The sequence below is a fragment of the Photobacterium phosphoreum genome (assembly GCF_002954725.1).
Classification (GTDB): Bacteria; Pseudomonadota; Gammaproteobacteria; order Enterobacterales; family Vibrionaceae; genus Photobacterium; species Photobacterium phosphoreum.
On sequence record NZ_MSCQ01000001.1, the window covers coordinates 2,196,645 to 2,211,716 of the forward strand.

At 40.1% G+C, this 15,072-nt stretch carries 11 protein-coding genes; 7 read left to right on the forward strand and 4 right to left on the reverse strand.

The window, feature by feature from the left end:
- Nucleotides 1-247 precede the first annotated feature (247 nt).
- A complete protein-coding gene (gene recC, locus BTO21_RS09565; RefSeq protein WP_045031677.1) occupies nucleotides 248-3,709 on the reverse strand; it encodes an exodeoxyribonuclease V subunit gamma in 3,462 nt (1,153 codons plus the stop codon).
- Nucleotides 3,710-3,909: 200 nt separating this feature from the next.
- The gene (locus BTO21_RS09570; protein ID WP_045031675.1) at nucleotides 3,910-4,902 is read right to left on the reverse strand and encodes a TDT family transporter; all 993 of its coding nucleotides are present in this window, start codon (nucleotides 4,900-4,902) and stop codon (nucleotides 3,910-3,912) included.
- Between the two features lie 166 nt (nucleotides 4,903-5,068).
- Here BTO21_RS09570 and BTO21_RS09575 point away from each other — a divergent pair, with 166 nt between their 5' ends.
- Entirely contained in the window at nucleotides 5,069-5,956 is an 888-nt protein-coding gene (locus BTO21_RS09575; protein ID WP_045031673.1) for a LysR substrate-binding domain-containing protein, read from the forward strand.
- Here the strand turns inward: BTO21_RS09575 and BTO21_RS09580 are convergent.
- Nucleotides 5,953-6,639, reverse strand: a complete 687-nt coding sequence (locus BTO21_RS09580; protein WP_045031672.1) for a DNA-3-methyladenine glycosylase I — start codon at nucleotides 6,637-6,639, stop codon at nucleotides 5,953-5,955. The genes BTO21_RS09575 and BTO21_RS09580 overlap by 4 nt on opposite strands.
- Before the next feature lie 82 nt (nucleotides 6,640-6,721).
- Between BTO21_RS09580 and BTO21_RS09585 the strand changes: the two genes are divergently transcribed.
- Nucleotides 6,722-7,024, forward strand: coding sequence for a YebG family protein (locus BTO21_RS09585; protein WP_045031670.1), 303 nt, complete (start codon nucleotides 6,722-6,724; stop codon nucleotides 7,022-7,024).
- Nucleotides 7,025-7,363: 339 nt separating this feature from the next.
- Nucleotides 7,364-8,395 (forward strand): 2,3,4,5-tetrahydropyridine-2,6-dicarboxylate N-succinyltransferase, encoded by a 1,032-nt coding sequence (dapD, locus tag BTO21_RS09590; protein WP_045031668.1) that lies wholly within the window; start codon nucleotides 7,364-7,366, stop codon nucleotides 8,393-8,395.
- Between the two features lie 95 nt (nucleotides 8,396-8,490).
- On the opposite strand, the gene BTO21_RS09595 is transcribed toward dapD, so the two are convergent.
- Nucleotides 8,491-8,814 (reverse strand): hypothetical protein, encoded by a 324-nt coding sequence (locus BTO21_RS09595; protein WP_045031665.1) that lies wholly within the window; start codon nucleotides 8,812-8,814, stop codon nucleotides 8,491-8,493.
- Between the two features lie 332 nt (nucleotides 8,815-9,146).
- Between BTO21_RS09595 and gadC the strand changes: the two genes are divergently transcribed.
- From gadC to BTO21_RS09615, 4 genes are all read left to right on the forward strand, one after another.
- Nucleotides 9,147-10,667: a glutamine/gamma-aminobutyrate antiporter GadC gene (gene gadC / locus BTO21_RS09600; protein ID WP_082056900.1), complete on the forward strand. Its 1,521-nt coding sequence runs from the start codon at nucleotides 9,147-9,149 to the stop codon at nucleotides 10,665-10,667.
- A 17-nt stretch (nucleotides 10,668-10,684) separates the two neighbouring features.
- Nucleotides 10,685-11,629, forward strand: a complete 945-nt coding sequence (gene glsA / locus BTO21_RS09605) for a glutaminase A (protein ID WP_045031664.1) — start codon at nucleotides 10,685-10,687, stop codon at nucleotides 11,627-11,629.
- 16 nt (nucleotides 11,630-11,645) lie between these two features.
- A complete protein-coding gene (gad, locus tag BTO21_RS09610; protein WP_045031662.1) occupies nucleotides 11,646-13,046 on the forward strand; it encodes a glutamate decarboxylase in 1,401 nt (466 codons plus the stop codon).
- A gap of 166 nt (nucleotides 13,047-13,212) precedes the next feature.
- Nucleotides 13,213-13,827: a trimeric intracellular cation channel family protein gene (locus tag BTO21_RS09615; protein ID WP_045031661.1), complete on the forward strand. Its 615-nt coding sequence runs from the start codon at nucleotides 13,213-13,215 to the stop codon at nucleotides 13,825-13,827.
- Nucleotides 13,828-15,072: the final 1,245 nt, after the last annotated feature.

A 15,072-nucleotide genomic window follows, 5' to 3' on the forward strand; every position in this document is an offset into this window, starting at 1 on the left:
CTGAAACTTTTCAATTTCAACAATCAAGCTGGTTATTATGTGACCCAACACTTATAAGTAAATATTGGCGCCTGATATTCTGTTGTGTTCCTATAATGTGAGAACTTACTCACGGTTTATACTACGGTGGTTAGTTAGTATCAGCGCCAGAAACTTGGTCACCTCTGGACCTGTGGCCGTACAGCGAACACCCTACAACTAACAATGATTTGCTGACGGCCACACTACTTCTCTCTGCTTTCTATATTTATTCTGGCTTTATTTCTTTACTGTTTACCACCGCCGCTTGTAACACCAATGCCGCTAATTGATTAGCTTGTTGTGCCACTTCATCTTGCCATTGCGGCCACACACGCTTGATATAATCATCACTGCCTTCCCCTGCAAACAAGTAACCATCATTAAAACATTCCGCCATTTTCGTCAGTGCTTTTTGCTCAGTGTCTGCATCATCCTTCCAGCTACCATCACGCCCAATATGCGCCTGTATGGCTGCCATTGCGGTTTTAGGGAAATACGCTAAGGGTTGATTTAAACCTTGGTAATACAGTTCAATCAGTTGCTGTAAATACGCCAGTGCTTGCTGAGGTTCAATACACTGTAATTCAAGATGCTTATCCGTTCCGATCACATGAGTAACCTGTAGATTTTCAGGCACCGATACCGCCAAACATAGATGGTCAAACCAAGCAGTTAAAAGATCTTGTGGACGAATTTTACCAGTCCGGTAACGTAATAACCCCGATTGATAACGTTTCTTCAACCAGCCTTGTAATAATACTTTATGATCAGCCACCATCACCGTGATCGCCACTTCTTGATCAGCTAATGGTGCATGAATTAACGGCTCAATCAGATCAGTTAAATTCGCCACAGCTTGACGACTAGCAGCTAAATCAAGATCACCAAATGCAGCCACAGGTAAAGTACCTGCTGCCCGTTGTTCTGCGGCAAACTGATGATAAATCGCATCAGGATCTTCATTGTTAAGCTTGGCTTCTAGCAATAATTCCAGCAATTGATCGCGAATCAGATAACTATCTAAGCCATTCAATACAAACGGCTCATCATCTTCTAATAGCCCCATCGGCGGTTCAAAATAGACTTTCAAACGGCGATTAAAGAAGTACCGTACTGGCAAACGCCAAAAACGTTGTAATTCAGCTAACTCTAGAACTAAAACCTGATCATCAGCCATCGGTTCAGCGACTAACGCATCGAGTTGAAATGGCGCACTTGCCTGCCCATCACGGTTAGCCGCTGGTAGCCATTCAATCGCAAAACTGGCTTGATCACCAATAAACGCACAGGGGCTAAACGGCACTAACGGGTGATGTTGAATTAACTGTTGTTTAATCTTGTCAGCAGAGACATCCACCGCTAACGGTTGATCACCAACACAGCAATAACCTTGCTGGCAATACTCCACCAGCTCACTGACTAATACTGACGGCACTTTTTGAGCGTTATCTTGAATCGAACGACCAACATAGCTGATATATAATGTTTGTTGGGCAGATAACAACGCTTCTAAAAATAAATAACGGTCATCATCTCGACGAGAACGATCGCCCGCCTTAGTGCGACCATTCATTAAATCAAATCCTTCAGGGGCAATATTGCGCGGATAAGCACCATCATTCATTCCCAATAAACACACCACTTTAAAAGGAATGGAACGCATTGGCATCAGAGTACAGAAATTGACTTGTCCGGCTAAAAAGCGCTGACTAACCCGTTCACCAGAGAGTTTATCTTGCAAGTATTGAGTTAATACCGCAGGCGTGATTCGATCGTGATAACCCGCATCTTGTAACTGCTGGTGCAAACGCTGCAAGTTATCGCGAATCGATTTTAAAATTAACTCGCCTTCGAGCTCCACTGCAAAAAAATCATCCAGTAACTGATGTAATAATTCAGCCCATTGATTGACCGTTTGTGATTGCGCCAACGCACTTCGATATTCAATTAAGCTATCAATAAATCCCGCTAATTGACCCGCTAATTCAGCGTCTAAGCCTTGTACTTGTTCATACGCTGAAATCCCAGCAAATAAACCCGTATCATGTGGCATCGCATAGCCAAGTAACATTCGTTGAATACCAAAGAGCCATGTATTTTGCAGTTGCTCAGGTAAATCAAACTGACCCGCAGTATGTTGATCAAGTCCCCAACGAATACCGACTTCTTCAATCCATTTTTTGATTTTTTCAAAGCTGGCACTATCAAAACCAAACTTATCCATTACCGCAGGCACTTCTAACAACTCTAATAATTCAGACGCGTGACAACGACTTTCAGGCAGAGTAAGTAAGCGTAAAAACGCCAACAAAATCGGGTTTTCTTGCTCAGCCGTACGATCAGAAATAGAGAATGGAATATAACGATTACCAGGGGCATTACCAAACACCGCTTGAATAGCAGGGCTATAGGCATTGATATCAGCCACCATCACAATCACATCACGCGGTTTTATATTCGAATCAGCGTCAAACATTGCCAGCAACTTATCATGCAATACTTCGACTTCACGCATCGGGCTATGACAAGCATGAATGGTGACCGAATGATCATCAGCAGCGATTGGAAATTTATGCTCACTCGAATCAAGTTGTGTGTCATCTTGGCGATCTTGGAGGTTTAAAATATCGGCTTGAATGGCATGTAATAAGCTATCAGATTCAATATCAACAAAGCCCGCATCAACTTCATTGACTTCCATTGCTGATAACAAATACATATTATCGCGGCCTAATTTACCCATTGATGCTAATAAACTATTACCGACAACATCATTGTGCATATCGTCATCATAGTTATTTTGATCGTTGTCTTTAAGTACTGACAGCAACGCATCAACATCATCGGTAGTGTCGATATTTTGTAGCTGTACTCGCTGTCTCGCGGCTAAACGCGCTAAATGCTTACGATCACGAATATCGCCCCAGTAATATTTACACGGGTTAGTAAACATTAAATGGACATCAATATGTTCACCAATCGCCGCTAACGCATCTAAATAACGTGGCGGTAATGATGATATACCAAACACAAACAATCGTTGTGGCAACCCCGCCGCTAACAAGGCTGCTTTACCTTCACTACCCGAGTAATTATTCAGGGTTTCAATAAAGTGATCATACAAATTAGCACGATGATACGGTGATTGTTCTAAAGCTAAGGTTTGATCGTAAAGCGCTTGCCATAAGATCGGTTGCCACGGGTGCTCATCATTAAGTTCGGTGACGGTTTCGCCCGCTTCCCATTGCTGGATCCACTCTGGGCGATACACTAAATATTGGTCAAAAATATCGGCAATTTTTTCAGATAATTGATAACACTTCAGCGAATCAGTGTCGTTATCTAAATAACGCTTTAGCGGTTCAAATTCAGGTTGATCAAATTGCTGCGGCAACACCTGCATTAATTTCCACGTCATCGCTTCTTTATTAAATGCACTTCGCTCGGGTACATCCGCTAAAACTTGGGTGAACATTCTCCAGATAAAGGTCGCGGGTAATGGAAAATCAATATTTGCTGCCACCCCAAATGAAGTGGCTAATTCCATTTTTAACCATTGTGACATACCTGGGCTTTGTACCAGAATTTGCTCTTTTTCAAACGGATTCGCTAATGGCTGTAAGCGAATCAACTCCACTAATAAGGATTTAAGCAGATCAAGCTGATTTGAATGATAGACAGTGAACACACAGATATTCCACAGCAGAAAAATAGATAATTAAATTGTCTACCATCGCCGAGACACTGTAAATAAATACAGTTTAAAAACACCAATAAAACGTCGCAATATATAGACAGGCACAAAAAAGCCCAGCCAAATTGACTGGGCAACACACCGAACATTTATTAGGGCAACAACCCACTCGTGAAATTATTGCACTATCGCTATCAAATGTTTTGTGGGCAGACTTCACTGCGTTGAAATAATCCACTCACTGGACGATAAAAAGCTAAATATCGAATTGCTACATAACCAATAATGATACTGGCAACGTATAATTCAATCGTAGCTAAACCATGAACTTGAGCGACATAATGCGCCTCAAAACCATAACTCTTCATCCAAGCTGCAGTTTTAAATAATGCGGTTGCACCAATCGCCATAGGGAAAGTAAAGGCCGCATAACCTGGACTAAAGTCTAGGCGTAATAGACGGAAAAACGCTAAATAGATAACCGCAGTCATTAATACTGCAATACCACCCAATATAGCCACAATTACGGGTGATGGGGTTGCTGTAATGGTTAAATAACCTGCCAATGATAAGCTTGCTGGTGCAGCCATAATAGCAATGGTTGGTTTAGCCGCATCAGGTACTTCGTCACGGAACATAAACCGATAAATCATCATTGGTAACATTATGGCATAGGCAAACATGCCAAACATTAATAAGACATAAGCTAAAGGATGTAATGCTGTCACACCTGGAAATGAAACATCCGCGACAATGATACCAATTGGCGGCACAAACCAACTTGGCACCATATGATGCAAATGAAAATCACGAGCGCGATGAAATAGAAATAAACCTAAAAATATCGCGTGTAATCCCACTGCAAATAACCACATATAAACACCAATAGTAATAGAAGCGTAAACACTCACCGCTTTCGATACCACCATTAATGCCATCGCAAATGTGGGAACCACACTGCCAACAACGTGATGAGATAAATCGCCCCATAACAGCTTTGGATGTACTAAAAATTTAGCCATCAAAATAAGTAACATCAATGCAGCGATCACAGCGCCAGTTATTTGTCCATAACCGTGAAGTTGGGCACCATTCTCCCAACACCATAAAATACTGCCAATACCTAATGCTAAACCAGCCATGGGTGTTGGTGCGCCTGCAAGTTTTCTTTTTGTTGCTGCAATCATTTTATTTTCTCCGCATTAGATAGCAATCGCGAATTATTGTTTTGTTAGCAGCAGTATATCGCCCTATCAATGTTTTAAATAATTGAATATATTTAAAATGGTGTTAATATTAATTGAACAAGCAGGTGGGTAATGATTCACCTTGCGTTTTGTTAATGAGGTGATGATGAATATCGCACTAAAACAACTCAAAGTTTTTGTTACCGTAGCACAAGAAAAAACAATTACCGCTGCCGCAGAAAAATTGTTTCTGTCTAAACCAGCTGTCAGCATGGCGTTATCTGAATTAGAAAAACAACTTGATCACAAATTATTTGATCGTAATAACAATCGCTTAATCATCAATGAACAAGGCAAGCGATTATTACCCCTTGCTGATGAGCTTTTAGCCCGTTCTAACGCGATTGAAAATTTATTTGATCAAGCAGGACCACTAACGGGTAAATTAAAGATAGGCTCAAGTGATACTGTCGGTAATCAAGTTACTCCCTTTTTATTACGGGATTTTCGACTTGAAACTCAACATCGCGATCAAACTTTGTTTATCTCAAATACGGCTCAGATCTGCCATAAATTAGCGGAATTTGAATTAGATATCGGCTTAGTAGAAGGTAAAGTGCAACATTCAGATCTGGTTGTTCAACCTTGGCTGTGTGATCAAATGGTCATCGCCTGCCATCCACAACACCCACTAACTCAAATTGAAAATTTACAGCTATCCGATCTCGAAAATTCAGAGTGGGTATTAAGAGAGACAGGCTCAGGTACGCGAGAGTTTTTTCTTAATCGAATCTCACCACGATTAAATACATGGACCACCTCATTTGAGTTAAATACTACTGAGGCGATCATTAATTGTGTCAGTGCCGACTTGGGGATTACTTGCATGTCTCAACGAGCAATTGCACATGCGGTTGAAGAACAACGAGTGGCAATATTGACATTACCGCTTGATATGAACCGTCAATATTGGCTGTTATATCATCAAGAAAAATATCAAAGTCCATTATTAAAATTATTTTTGGCATTTTGCCAACAATGGCAATGTGATTAAACGCGGTTATCCCCAACACTGAACGCAATAATTTGGCTGATCTGAGTTAATGATCGGCCCGATTGTTGTTGCCAATCATTAAATGCATTCTGCGCTGCTCGTAATGACTTGAGAGTGTCACGACCACCATCAATAACACCAGTATGGCGTAAATAAGCCTCAACATCTTGGGTAAATAAAAAGGTATCTTTACCTAGCCCACGTAAACTATAAGCCCCCGTTTTACCGCCTAAACGACAACCGTGTTTTTTTAAATACAACCACAAGCCAATAATATCTTGTTCAGGCCAATCAGCCACCATTGCCGCAAATGAACCGTATTCTAATGCTGCACGATGGATCATGTTGGCATTTTCAGGGATCGTCATCACCTTTTTCAAATCCCGAATAATCGTTGCGTCTTGCGCTTTTCGTTCCCACATTTCAATTGGCATTAAACCCATTTTTTCAATATCAAACTCAAAAAATGCCGCCTCAAATGCCGACCATTTATTACGTACAACTTGCCATCGAATTCCACATTGAAACACTTTTTGAGTAAATTCAGCCAACCAACGATGATCAGGAATTAACCTTAATTGATCATTATTCAAAGGGGTTGTTAGTAATATTTCTAAATTAACTTCACCACCCTTTCTTTCGACAGCACGATGATATATCTGATTAAATTTTTCTCGAGTCATCACATTCACACCCTTAGCACTAGACTCGCTCACCATACTACTGTATAAGCGTCCAGTAAATAAATTTTAGGAGAGGATGACCATGGCAGTTATCGTCAAATATGTAGTAGAGCGCAACGGGGAAGAAAAGATGACTTTTACCTCTAAATCCGAAGCCGACGCATATGACAAAATGCTTGATATGGCAGATGAGATGTTTGCTTTATTGAGTGAAAGTGATTTATTCGAAGACGAAGCGAAGCAAGAAGAACTATCGATGTTCTTAGCGCAAAACCGTGAAGAAGTCTTAGTTGCTCTTGGCGCGAAAAAAGCAAAGCCAGCTCCAAAAGCAAAAGTTGTAAAAACTGATGTTGTTGCCGATGAGCAACAGCAAGACGCCGCATAATTTTGATATTATCCAGTTTGTCGTCGAAAGCCTCCTAACGGGAGGTTTTTTTTTGCCTTCTTTTTAACAACACCAACTAACGTGCTCTTTGGGTTTTTATAATCCATCAATAAAACCCCATCATTTCGTTTTACAATGGTCATTTTTCGTTAATAAACCATCATTTTGTGCTGATTATTGGTTCAGCTCTTCTATATTTTTATAACTGTCTTTATGATGGTTTTACTTCGTGGTAAATCATCAGATAACGCAAGATATCACTGTCATCTTATGTTATTGGTCATCTAATTATTTTAATTACCGCGCGTATTACTTTATTTGAATGGAGAACAGGTAATCATGTCTAGCTTTTCACTTGCCCTAGGTACTGCCACTAAAAACCGTGATGGAAAAATCATTGAAGCGTTTTTCCCAACCCCAACGCTACATCCATCAGAACAGTTAGTAAAAGACATTGCTGCTATCGTTGGTTACCGTGGCGGCAACCAAGCTATTGACGTAACACCAGAACAATGTGCTGCGATTGCATCTGCATTTGAAGATGCAAATGATGAAGTAAGCGCACAGTTCGCAGCCAAAGCGACATTATCTTCACAACCACTTGTTATGGTTATGCTAAAAACCGACATTTCACCAGTATCCGTTGCTGAAGGTTTCTTAAAGTTACAACTTATCTCTCACCGTTTAGTTAAGCCTCATGGTGTTGTACTTGATGGTATCTTTGGTTTATTGCACAACATCGCATGGACGAACCAAGGACCAATCGATTTACCAGAACTCGCTGAGCGTCAAATGGATGCCCGTCTTAATGGTGAAACAATCACCGTTGATTGCGTCGATAAGTTTCCTAAGATGGTTGATTACATTGTTCCAACTGGCGTCCGTATTGCTGATACTTCACGTGTCCGTTTAGGTGCTCATGTTGGTGAAGGCACCACGGTTATGCATGAAGGTTTCATTAACTTTAATGCCGGTACGACAGGCATTAGCATGGTTGAAGGTCGTATTTCAGCAGGTGTTGTTGTCGGTAATGGTTCAGATATCGGCGGTGGCGCTTCTATTATGGGTACATTATCGGGTGGCGGTAAGGTTGTGGTATCAATTGGTGAGAATAGCTTACTTGGTGCAAATGCGGGTCTAGGTTTCCCATTGGGTGATCGTTGTACTATCGAATCAGGTTTATATGTAACCGCAGGTTCAAAAGTACAAATGCTAGATGCAGATGGTAAAGCGTTTGAGACAGCAAAAGCGCGTGATCTTGCCAGTAAGGCTGACTTATTGTTCCGTCGTAATTCAATGACAGGACAAATTGAATGTTTAACCAATAAAACCGCTATTGAACTAAACAGCGAACTTCATAGCAACAACTAATATTGAATTCCGATAATAAACATCAGGCTCAATAATCACAAACGGCCGCTATGCTGCTATATAGATATAGCAAAAAATATAGCGGCCGTTTTTAATTATGCTTCAGTCTCAGAAAGTGGCTTTTTCTTAATGATATAAATAAAGGGATTGGTAAATGAAAATTTACTCCCCTGAGTGGTTAAACGCTTATCTCGCATTGCTACTAACACTTCTTTTTGTACTTTTACTAACGCAAAAAAACGTAACATCATAAAACCAATTAATATTGGTAAAAATACTGATCCTGCTTCATTTGATTGCAAAATAAAACTGATCGCCATCCAACCCACAATCATCGCAACTAACAAATAAAATGATGCTGTTTTCAGTTCAATTCTAGTTTCTGAATCCGTTTCATTACGCTGGAAAAAAAATTTCACTGCTATTCCCTAAAAATCATTCGTCGAATTTCATTTTTACATAATTTTTCCCGCAATAATATTATCAAATCAGTCCATGCATAAATTTCAACAATAACCATGAAAATATTCAATCATTACGATTAAATACTCAAATCAAATGCATAAATCAAAACCATATGCAATGAGCATATATGAAACTTAAACAACTCCTTTTATGAATTTAAATACATATATGTTAGTGCTATTTTTATACAAGGAATTTATGAAAACAGTACAAAACGTTCTGTTATTCACCCATAAAATCTAAAAAATAATAATTTAAACCTATTTAACGATTAAGTTGGTTAACGATGACTAGTACAAATAAAGCAAAAAAAAAGGGGATCAGCATATTCGCGTTAGCAATGTTAAACATCGTTGCTGTTGTGAGTTTGCGGGGTCTTCCTGCTGAAGCAGAATACGGATTGAGCTCCATTTTTTATTATATTTTTGCCGCTATTGTATTTCTGGTTCCAGTATCACTTGTAGCCGCTGAACTTGCTACAGGTTGGTCTGAAAAAGGAGGGGTTTTTCGCTGGGTAGGTGAAGCTTTTGGTCCTCGATTAGCGTTAGTCGCTATCTTCATGTTATGGATTGAAGTTACGGTGTGGTTCCCAACAGCACTAACTTTTGGGTCCGTCTCCCTTGCATTTGTCGGTCCTCATCAATCATGGGATCAAGCGCTATCACAAAATAAGTTCTTCGTACTCGGTGTGGTATTAGCGATTTATTGGTTAGCGACGTTCATTGCACTTCGTGGTACTGCTGCATTTTCTAAAGTTGCCAAATGGGGTGGCTTAGTTGGTACCGTTATTCCAGGTGTCGTATTAATTGTTTTAGGTTTCTCTTACCTTTTCTTCTCTGGTCATGCTCCACAAGTGCAATTATCTTGGCATGATGTGATCCCTGACTTTTCTAACTTTAATAACGTTGTTTTAGCAGCAAGTATTTTCTTGTTCTATGCCGGTATGGAAATGAACGCTATTCACGTTAAAGAAGTTGATGATGCGCCACGTAACTACCCGATTGCGATTGCAATTGCTGCAATTGGTACAGTATGTGTATTTGTACTAGGCACACTTGCGATTGCATTTGTTATTCCTCAAAAAGACATCAGCTTAACCCAAAGTTTATTAGTTGCTTACGATGATATGTTTGCTTGGGCTGGCATCAGTTGGGCGGCACCAATTATGGCGGCATGTTTAGCGTTAGGTGTACTTGCAGGGGTTGTTGGTTGGGTTGCAGGTCCTTCATCTGCATTACTTGTGGTCGCTAAAGGCGGTTACCTTCCTCGTTTTTGGCAGTACACCAATAAGAATGGTATGGCAACGCATATCATGATGGCACAAGCCTTCTTAGTGACCATGATTTCAACTGTGTTTGTGGTATTACCTTCCGTTCAAGCCGCTTACCAAATCTTGAGCCAATTAACGGTTGTGCTTTACCTGATCATGTATTTATTGATGTTTGCAGCAGCCATTCACTTGCGTTACAGCCAACCTAATCGTCCCCGTCCATATAAAATTCCAGGCGGAGATATGGGTATGTGGATTATCGCAGGTGTCGGTTTCTCCGGTTCATTATTAGCATTTTTCTTCTCTTTTATTCCACCAAGTCAAATTGCCGTGGGTAGTCCTGAAGAATACATCGGCTTCTTAGTGGTCTTAACTGTGATTTTCGTATCAGTACCATTATTTATTTACAAAGCCCGTCAACCACACTGGAAAGATCCAGCAGTCACTGACTTTGCGCCCTTTACTTGGGAAATCGAAAACGTTCACCCAGGTGTTATCAACCCATCAGACAAAGTAACTCATACATTAAACCAATAAGAGTTAAGGATGCGTTAATGTCACAACTAAACGAAAAGCTTGCTGTTGTTATGCAGCAAGCGCTGGATGAAGCAAAAACCAATATGGATGGCGAAAATGCCTCATATATTCCATTTTTAGCTTCAGTACCATCAGAGCTAACAGGACTGGCTTTTGTTTCTGTTACTGGAGAAGTCATTCAATTACAAGATGCTAATTATAAATTTGCGATTGAATCTATTTCAAAAATTATGACTCTGGGGTTAGTACTTGAGCAATCAGGTGCTGATGCACTACATACAAAGGTAGGTGCAGAGCCGACAGGTATGCCGTTTAATTCAGTACTAGCACTTGAATTACATCAAGGTAAACCACTAACGCCACTCGTCAATGCGGGGGCAATGGCAACCGTAAGTTTAGTTAAAGCGACAGATAAAGAACAACGTTGGCAGCAGATTTTAAATTTCCAATCTCTGCTAGCAAACAGCGATATTGTGTTATCTGACGAAGTAAATCAATCAGAGCAAACCACCAATACTCATAACCGTGCCATTGCATTGTTATTAGAGTCATCAGGTCGTATGTACTCAGAACCACTTGAAGCGTGTGATGTTTATACTCGCCAATGTTCCACCTTATTTAATGCAGTAGATCTAGCAACCGTCGGTGCAACATTAGCTAATGGTGGTAAAAATCCATGTTCAGGTAAACAGCTCATTCAAACCCAAAACATTCCCCATATTCTTGCAGAAATGGCGATGGAAGGTCTGTACGATACTTCTGGCGATTGGGCCTATGATGTTGGTCTACCAGGTAAAAGTGGTGTTGGTGGTGGTTTATTAACAGTTATACCCAACATTGGTGCACTTGCCGCATTTTCACCACGACTAGACCAGTTTGGTAATAGTATTCGTGGGCAACAAATGATTAAACATGTTACTCAAGCAATGGCTTGGAACTTATTTAGCAGTAAGCAACATTAAAGGTAGGAAGAAAATTATGGCTCTTCATGAAGTAAACCGTCAATTAGGTAATGATCCAATCTTTGGTTCAGAAGCGATTAATAACGTTGCGGCAACTACCAAGCTACCACAGCAAGAACAAGCACCAAACGTGATCTATCAAATGATCCGTGACGAACTTTACCTTGATGGTAACTCTCGTCAAAACCTAGCCACTTTTTGCCAAACATGGGAAGAAGATGAAGTGCATAAATTAATGGATCTTTCCATTGATAAGAACATGATCGATAAAGATGAATACCCTCAATCTGCTGAAATTGAAGGACGTTGTGTCCATATGTTAGCGGATTTATGGAATTCACCTGAATCAGTCACTACTGTTGGTACTTCAACAACAGGTTCAAGTGAAGCCTGTATGTTAGGTGGGTTGGCTGCACTTTGGCGCTGGCGTGAAAAGCGTCGTGCGCTTGGTCAACCTACAGATAAACCAAACATGGTTTGTGGTCCTGTTCAAGTATGTTGGGAAAAATTTGCCCGCTACTGGGACGTAGAAATGCGTGAAACCAAAATGGACGAGGGTCATTACTTTATGACCCCAGAAGACATGTTAGAATTAGTTGATGCTAATACTATTATGGTAGTTCCAACATTTGGTCAAACCTTTACCGGTTTATATGAAACAGTAAAACCATTATCAGATGCATTAGATACTTATGAGCATGATACTGGCAATTCTATTGATATTCACGTTGATGGTGCAAGCGGCGCTATGTTAGCACCTTTCTGTGCACCCAATATTGAACCTTGGGACTTCCGTCTAGAACGTGTGAAGTCAATCAGTACTTCTGGGCATAAATTTGGTTTATCACCATTAGGTGTGGGCTGGGTTGTATGGCGCAATAAAGAAGATTTACCTGAAGGATTAGTATTCCACGTCAACTACTTAGGTGGCGATATGCCAACCTTCGCTCTAAACTTCTCTCGCCCTGCGGGTCAAATTATATCTCAATACTATAATTTCCTTCGTCTAGGCTTTGAAGGTTACCAACGTATTCATAATGCAAGTTACGATGTGTGCGAATATTTAGTTAAAGAGCTTAATAAGTTTAATCTATTTGAGTTCTTATTTGATGGTAACCGAGAGAAAGGTATTCCTGCAATTTCATGGCGTTTAAAAAACGATGCAAATGTACCGTTTACTCTTTATGACGTTGCAGATCGTTTACGTACCCGTGGATGGTTAGTACCAGCCTATACATTGCCTGCCAATGCTCAACAAATTGTTGTACAGCGTATTTTAGCCAAACAAGGTCTTACCATTGACCTTGCTAATTTATTAATCGCCGATTTTAAACGTTCTATTGATTTTCTTACTTCACATGCAGCGTCTCAATGTACTGCAGAAGATGTAAAAACATTTGATCATAGTGGTCGATAATTGTTCTAATACTCGCATATAAACATCATAAAAAAGGTCGGATTTCCGGCCTTTTTTTATTTTTGAAAACACTATGACCATTTTTATCCTCTCATCTATACTTCTCTACATGTTAATATAAATTTAAAAATTATTTCTATTAAATTAATATGTTATAGGCTTATTTATGCTAATTCACACCATAGAAATTATCTGTATTGTTGCCTTCGCATTAAGTGCCGTAATCAGTGAAGCGAACATAGGCAAAGATATCGTTAGTGTCATGGTATTAGGTTGGATAACAGCATTAGGTGGCGGGACGGTGCGAGACATCATCCTGTCAACGGATCAAGTCTTTTGGATCAGAGATCCTTCTTATTTCTGGACCGCACTGATTGCTTCTTTTGTAGGTTTTTTTCTCGCTCCTCACCTACGACAAATAAAAGCTGAGCGTTTAATTGTTGTGCTCGATGCTATCGGTATTGCGATGTTTTCCGTTCTCGTGACTAAAAATATGGTTGCCGAGCATTATGCGGGATATGTTGCTGTGACTATGGGAATGATCACTGCTATTTTTGGTGGTGTATTACGAGATGTTATTCTAGCTCGGCCAACGATGTTCAATAACACTGAATTTTATGCCAGTCCGGTGATTATTGGTTGCTACCTTTATATTCTTCAAACCAAATTTTCAATCAATCCCAATATTGCCACCTTAACCAGTATCAGCTTTATTATTATTTTAAGAATGTACATTGTGATCAAAAAAATCACCTTCCCTAAATGGCTACTCTTAAAATAAAGATTCTATACCATACTGATAATAGATGGACAGCTCGTACCGCCCTTTCGAGATGACCGATGATAGCCCGCGTTACCATTACCATTTACTACAGACGAAAAAAACCTGAATCTTTCGATTCAGGTTTCTTTAAATAATGTGAAGTGGGCGGGACTTGCCATAGCTAACATTACAACCAGAGCATCAGCGCGTCCATTTTCCATCAAATAATAGTCGTGACAGGCCGCTAAGTTCCCTATTTATAACTACCGTCATTCCCTACAGTGAGGTTACGAACGAGATAGGGAATCTATTATCAGCACGTTGTAGAGTTATTGTTTTTACTGCTGTTTTAGTCAATTTTTTATTGGTATCTTTAATGCTCAAACACGTGATGAGTAGATCACGGATAGCTCGTGCCTCCCTTCCGAGATGACAGATAATAACCTACACGATTGTTATCATTTTCTACAGACGAAAAAAAACCTGAATCTTTCGATTCAGGTTTCTTTAATAATGTGAAGTGGACGGGACTTGCCATAGCTAACATTACAACCAGAGCATCTGCGTGTCCATTTTCCATTAAATAATAGTCGTGACAGGCCGCTAAGCTCCCTATTTATAACTACCGTCATTCCCTACAGTGAGGTTACGAACGAGATAGGGAATCTATTATCAGCACGTTGTAGAGTTATTGTTTTTACTGATGTTTTAGTCAATTTTTTATTGGTATCTTTAATGCTCAAACACGTGATGAGTAGATCACGGATAGCTCGTGCATCCCTTCCGAGATGACGGATAATAGCCCGCGCTATTATCACCATTTTCTACAGACGAAAAAAAACCTGAATCTTTCGATTCAGGTTTCTTTAATAATGTGAAGTGGACGGGACTTGCCATAGCTAACATTACAACCAGAGCATCTGCGCGTCCATTTTCCATCAAATAATAGTCGTGACAGGCCGCTAAGCTTCCCAATAAAAAGTCTAACCAACTGAACTGCCACTCCGCAGTGTCTATTCTGCATCATATTACTTTTATACAAACGAAAAAAAACCTGAATCGTTAGATTCAGGTTTCTTTAATAATGTGAAGTAGACGGGACTTGCCATTCCGAATATCAGCGCGTCCCCCGACGTGACAGGCCGCTAAGCTTCCCAATAAAAAGTCTAACCAACTGAACTGCCACTCCGCAGTGTCTATTCTGCATCATATTACTTTTATACAAACGAAAAAAAACCTGAATCGTTAGATTCAGGTTTCTTC